3 protein-coding genes are annotated in these 6,553 nt (G+C 40.2%); 2 read left to right on the forward strand and 1 reads right to left on the reverse strand.

Annotation, left to right across the window (positions count from 1 at the left end):
- Nucleotides 1-10 precede the first annotated feature (10 nt).
- The gene (locus FHS86_RS17360; protein ID WP_429416732.1) at nt 11-835 is read right to left on the reverse strand and encodes a sulfide/dihydroorotate dehydrogenase-like FAD/NAD-binding protein; all 825 of its coding nucleotides are present in this window, start codon (nt 833-835) and stop codon (nt 11-13) included.
- Between the two features lie 357 nt (nt 836-1,192).
- On the opposite strand from FHS86_RS17360, the gene FHS86_RS17365 reads away from it, so the two are divergent.
- Nucleotides 1,193-4,105 carry a DEAD/DEAH box helicase gene (locus FHS86_RS17365; protein WP_429416735.1) on the forward strand — a complete coding sequence of 971 codons (2,913 nt, stop codon included), beginning with the start codon at nt 1,193-1,195 and terminating at the stop codon, nt 4,103-4,105.
- Nucleotides 4,106-4,483: 378 nt separating this feature from the next.
- Nucleotides 4,484-6,478 (forward strand): glycosyltransferase family 39 protein, encoded by a 1,995-nt coding sequence (locus FHS86_RS17370; RefSeq protein ID WP_429416737.1) that lies wholly within the window; start codon nt 4,484-4,486, stop codon nt 6,476-6,478.
- Nucleotides 6,479-6,553 lie beyond the last annotated feature (75 nt).

A 6,553-nucleotide genomic window follows, 5' to 3' on the forward strand; every position in this document is an offset into this window, starting at 1 on the left:
GCAGTCTGGTTTAAAGTTGATTCATGAATTGCTCAAAGGCCTGTTTTTCTTCCTGGCGATAGCCTCCCAGGCGCATGATCATTTCATCGAAGTCGATCTGGTGGGCATCGAATTCGGGGCCGTCGACACAGGTGAATTTGGTCTTTCCGCCAACTGTTACACGACAGGCACCACACATTCCTGTGCCATCAACCATGATTGAGTTGAGGCTGGCCTGGGTGGGAATGTTGTATTTTTGAGTGAGTAGGGCGGTGAACTTCATCATCACAGCGGGTCCTATGGCAATGCACTCATCTACTTTTTCGCGTTGAATTACTTTTTCGGCTCCCTGGGTTACCAGTCCCTTTTCACCATACGAACCGTCGTCGGTCATGATGATGAGTTCATCGCTCCATTTGCGCATTTCTTCTTCAAGAATGATGAGTTCTTTACTACGGGCGGCTAAAATCGTAATGACGCGGTTGCCTGCTTTTTTGAAAGCTTCAACAATGGGAAGCAAAGGGGCAACCCCCACGCCACCGCCACAGGCCAAAACAGTACCCACCTGATGAACGTCGGTCGCCTTTCCAAGCGGGCCAACCAAATCGTGGAGCGAATCGCCCACTTTTAATGCGGCCAGTTTTTCGGTGCTAACGCCTACTTTCTGGGCTATAAGGGTAATGGTGCCTTTGCTTTCGTCGGCATCGGCGATGGTTAAGGGAACCCTCTCCCCATTTTCTGAAACTCTCAGAATTACAAAATTTCCGGGTTTTCGTGCCCGGGCAATAAGTGGTGCTTCTACTACCAGCTTTACTACATGCTCTGAGAAAAACTCCTTTTCTACAATCCGGTTCATCAGGTTATGATTTTCAATTTTTGGTTTTCTTCCACAAAAATAAATTTTCTTTTGAGCCTACCTCGACTCTTCTTCTCAAGAGTTTCAATTATTTGGATTTTTTAAGCAATACACTGAAAGAAAAATCTTCGATATTTTGCTTTGGGCTAAGTTCACAAGAGAAATCTTTTCTATTTTAGAGGTTTTGAATTTTTGAAAATGTATCGCTAAAAACCAGAGCACTTACTTTATGAAAGCCGAAGAAAATACGATTCAGCGTTTGTATCCGAAATGGAATCCACTTTGTTTGTCGCGAGTGGTAATTGATTAATCTCAAGCAGTTTCGTTTTGGAGCAAAGCAAAGAAAAGATATTTATTATGACACTGACCGAGCATCGCTTGTTTGGTCATGTATTGCTGCCTTATTTTATCAGGAAGAATACCCACGGTGCCTTTTATACGGTGGTGACTCCGGTACTGAAGGCTGATGTTGATGCGCAACCCGAACTTTTGGATCAGGCCAGGCGCAAGTTGGTCGAGCTGACCGAAAATTACAGCGATGAAAATCTGGCCCGGCGTTTTTCACGAAAGCTTGGAAGTAAGGAGTTTTTTCAGAAGGTTGATAACGACTTTTTCAACAAACACATTACGCCTTATATCGATAAGCAGGTGGTCGCCTGCATTAATCTGATCAGGAAACATGATGTTCCTTTGTATTTTAAGCCGGTAAAATACAACAACATCTATGAAGAAGACCGGATTGAAGTGCTGGCTTCGAAGGCGCATCCTGTTTTTCATTTTAACCTTGGCGATGAGGGGCTGACCTATCATTTGTCGATAACCCACGAGGGCAAGCCATTTCCACTACTGTACAAAAAGCCGGTTATTGTAAGTGATACGCCCTGCAGGCTGGTGCTTCGTAATCAGCTCATCGGTTTTGAGAAACTTTCGGGGAAACGCTTAACGCCTTTTTTAACAAAGGAGAAGATGAACATTCCGGCGGCTGTAACCGACAAATACCTGCGGAGTTTTGTTGCCGGCATTGTTCGCGACCACGAAGTACAAGCGTCGGGTTTTGACGTGATTGCTGTCGATTCGGAGAAAAAAGCTTTTGTGCTTATTGAGCAGGGCCTGACCCTTGAACCCATACTGATTCTGGTTTTTCAGTACGGAAAACGTCGTTTTAAAGCAGGACGAAAAGGAAATGTAGAAGTGGAACTGATCAATAATGATGGCCACTATACCTTTTTCAAGCATCAGCGGGATGCTAAGTGGGAAGCTGAAATGCTCGAATTTTTCAAAAGTCGTCAGCTTTGTTTATCGGGCGATCAGCTGGAATTGACAGCGCAGGCGAACCCACTGGGCGACGAGAACCGCTATGCCATCATTAACTGGATTAATCGCTACAGCGCTGATTTGGACACGGCTTCCATCGGATTGGAACAGCATGTTCCACAGCGTAAATTCTTCACGGGTCATCAGGAACTGAAGTTCGACATGCGCATGGAGGGCGACTGGTTCGATATTTATGCCCTGGTTACGCTGGGTTCATACAAGGTGCCGTTTATCCGTCTGAAGAAAAACATCCTGCAGGGAAGACGTGAATATACTTTGCCCAATGGTGAAGTGGTGATTCTGCCACTCGAATGGTTTGGAAAATACCAGTCCCTGCTTCCCTTTACCGAAGGGAACGATGAGCAAATCCGCTTGTCGAAGCATCATTTTGCCTTAATCGGGCAAGAGCTCAAAGGTGTGGACACTGAAACAGCAGAGAAAATTCAGGCACTAAAGACTACAGATTTCGGTCTTTGTGATGAACCCGAAGGATTGAATGCCACCCTGCGCCACTATCAGAAGGAAGGCTACTCGTGGATGCATACCATGAAAGAAAAAGGCTTTGGTGCCTGTCTGGCCGATGACATGGGCTTGGGTAAAACCTTGCAAACCCTTGCCTTGCTGCTGAATTTAAAGCAACAAAACAAAAAGGAACTGTTGCCAAACGAAAAAGGACTGGAGCAAAGCAATTTACTTTTCGATGTAATGAACGATGCGGCACCAGCGTCGCTTGTGGTTGTTCCAACTTCGCTGATTCATAACTGGCAAAACGAACTGCAACGATTCACACCACAACTGAAAATATACCAGCATGTCGGAACCCAGCGTAAACGCATTGCCAGTCTGAAGGGGATTCTGTCTTATTACGATGTGATTATCACCACTTACGGCACCATTCGTAACGACTATGAATTGTTCGGCGATTTGTTTTTTAACTACATCATTCTCGATGAAAGTCAGTACATCAAAAATGCAGGATCGCTTACGTACAAGGCAGTATGTGCATTGCAGTCGGAGCACAAACTGGTGCTAACAGGAACGCCCATCGAAAACAGCTTGTCGGATCTTTGGTCGCAAATGAATTTCCTGAACAGGGGTTTGTTGGGCAGTATGCAATTCTTCAAAAAGGAATACCTGCAGCCCATCGAAAAAAACGGGGATGAAGAAAAACAGAAAGAGCTGTATCAAATGATTTCACCCTTCATTTTGCGCCGCACCAAAGAAGAGGTAGCCCGCGATTTGCCGCCCCTGACCGAACAAATCAGGTATTGTGAGATGAATGAGGCCCAGCAGAAAATTTATGAAAGGGAGAAATCGGCCATACGCAACAGCTTGTTCGAAAACATCGAAAAGCAGGGCATCGAAAAATCGTCGTTTCTGGTTTTACAAGGCCTTACCCGATTGAGACAGCTGGCCAACCATCCGGCTTTGGTCGGTTTTAAGCAAAGTGGTTCGGGCAAGTTCGATGCGGTAATGCGCAGCCTCGAAAACCTGATGGCCGAAAAACACAAGGTGCTGATTTTTTCCTCCTTTGTTACCCACTTAAAACTTTTTCAGCAGGAGTTGGATGAGCAGGGCTGGAACTACTGCCTGCTTACCGGACAGACCCGCGACCGGGAAACAGTGATTAATAATTTCCAGAATAACGACAAAAACCGTATTTTCCTGATTTCGCTCAAAGCCGGCGGGGTAGGACTTAATCTTACATCGGCCGACTATATTTTCATCCTTGATCCATGGTGGAATCCGGCAGCCGAAAACCAGGCCATCAACCGTGCCCACCGCATCGGGCAGAATAAAAAGGTATTCGTGTACCGCTTTATTACCGAAGAAAGCATCGAGGAAAAGATTCAGTTGTTAAAGGAAAGAAAGTCAGCACTGGCCGATCAGTTCATTCAATCGAACAATCCTTTCCAAAGTATTTCGAAAGACGAGCTGGTGGAGATGTTTTCGTGATTTCATTTAAATAGCGCAGTAAATAAAGATTTCGTGCCTTGGGCATTTTGTTTTAAAATGTAAAAACGTTTGCAGGGTTTTACACTTTTCAGGGAGATCTCTTCCAGTATCAGTATCAGTTTTTGAAGGGTAATATCTGCTGAATTTTGTGGTTTATCAGCTTGTGGAAGCTCAAAGGTACCTTGTTCGCAACTGGGTAGAAAAAAGCAAAGCGCGCAACTAAAAAAGCGATCAATATTTATAAAAATCAAAGATTACATTTACCTTTGAAGTACAAAATACCTTAAAACGTGTAGATGGGGCGGCTTAATTAAATGTTTGAAATGTAGCTTTATTTTAGGTAGTGGCATAAAATGATTGACATAGCAATAATGAATTATGAAAAAATATTACAGTGATACATCGGCTATATTAATAATTGTTTTATTAGGAGTTCTATTTCAAAAAAACTATATCAATGATTTTCCATCACATATACACGCATGGAGTCAATCTGATAGATATGCATTAGCCCTTGGGTATGTAAATAATGATTTAAATTTTTTTAAACCCGAAACATTTTCTTTATTAAAAAATAGTAAAAATATTGCTGATTGGAAATATCCATCTCAAGAAAGTATCACAGCGGTTGACTTTCCTATACATGATTATATTCCGGCAATATTCATGAAAATTACAGGTGATAGTTCTCCCCGGCTTTTTAGACTTTATATTCTACTCTATGGATTTGCCGGATTATTCTTTTTATATCGGCTATCATACTTGTGGACTAAAAGTTCCTATCGGTCAATTTTTATTATGATTTTTGCGGCTACTTCTCCGGTATTCGTTTATTATCAGGGCGGTTTTCTGCCAACAATCCCCTCACTTTCCAACGCCATTATTGGAATATTTTTTTTCTCAAAGTATTTATTTACACCAGAACAAAAATATTTTAATCTAAGCCTGTTATTTTTAACAATTGCAGCTTTAGCCAGAACAACTTTTGTAATTCCTTTAATTGCTCTTTTTGGACTTGAAATTTTAAGAATATTTAAGAAGGATGCTAAATTGATGCCCAAATTAATTCCTGTTTTAGTTTCCGTTTTAATCATCTTGTTTTATTTCTTTTATAACAAATTTTTAACAGAAAAATACGGTTCAATTTTTTTATCGAATATTCTTCCGGCAAGAAGCTTTGAAGAAGCTGTTGAAATTATTAAACTAATTAAGAAAAAGTGGAGTACACAATATTTTTCTAGTGTACATTATATCATTCTGGCGCTATCATTCGTGGGGGCTATCTACTTTCTTATCTCCAAAAAGCAATCATTACAAAAACAGAAGTCTTTATTTGCTCTTTTAATTGCAATAATTTTTATTGGCTGTATCGCATTTTCAATTTTAATGTTTCGCCAATTTGTAAACCACGATTATTACTTTCTTGACACCTTCTTCTTGCCAATTATCCTATTATTAATAATTACACTTTCTATTTTTCCGATAAAAAACAATATTTTAATGAATAGATTATCAATGTTTGCAATTCTATTCATCTGCATTCCTTTTATTGTTTATGCGACAAAATCACAAAAAGAAAGACGTATTTCCGGATATTGGGATAGAACAACAGCTACGATCAACAATTTTGAAAATTCTGAACACTTTTTAGATTCAATAGGAATCCCCGGCAATGCAAAAATGTTGGTAATTGATGCTTATGCAACCAATATTCCTTTGATCTTAATGAATCGAAAAGGCTACCCTATAATAAAAACCAAGAAGGAATACATTAGCAAATCACTGGAATGGGATTACGATTATATTGTTTTACAAAATGAATTTTTTCTCTCTGATGTTTATTCTGTTTATCCTGAGATAATTACAAAAATTACAAAAATCGCAGACAATGGGAACCTGTCTATTTGTACTCATTCCGACAGCATTTTAGACCAAACCTTGACTGGTTTTTTAGGCTTCGACGACCAAAGTCCGGTTTTTGAAAGTATCATGACGTATGATGATACGATACGCGATAATTTATGGAAGAATACACAATCAACATCTGAACTTTCTTATTCAGGAAACAACTGTGGTATATTAAGTCGCGACATGAAGTACGGTCTAACCTTTAAAACACACCAACTTGAAGCCCTTACCCAAAGTAAAAGAACCATGTTACTCTCTTCTTTTTTTCGCAGCGATGGTGCTAACGATTGTGGCATCGTTGTTTCAATTAGTGAAAATGGGAAGAATACCTATTACAAAACGTTTAACTTACAAAAACTTCTAACAAAGCAAGGTGAATGGGAAAAAGTAAATTTAATATTTCAACTACCTAAAATTACGAGTGAAGATTATGAATTTGGTTTATATATTGTTTTAGCCCCTTAAATCATCGGACAAAGATATAGATTTAAATCTGTACTTTTATGACGATGAAAAAGCGAAGTTTTACAAAAGAAGAGA

The organism is Roseimarinus sediminis (genome assembly GCF_050433125.1).
Classification (GTDB): Bacteria; Bacteroidota; Bacteroidia; order Bacteroidales; family Prolixibacteraceae; genus Roseimarinus; species Roseimarinus sediminis.

Coding starts and splice junctions, on each gene's coding strand:
- FHS86_RS17360 (WP_429416732.1), bottom strand. CDS start 835: ATGAACCGGATTGTAGAAAAGGAGTTTTTCTCAGAGCATGTAGTAAAG.
- FHS86_RS17370 (WP_429416737.1), top strand. CDS start 4,484: ATGAAAAAATATTACAGTGATACATCGGCTATATTAATAATTGTTTTA.
- FHS86_RS17365 (WP_429416735.1), top strand. CDS start 1,193: ATGACACTGACCGAGCATCGCTTGTTTGGTCATGTATTGCTGCCTTAT.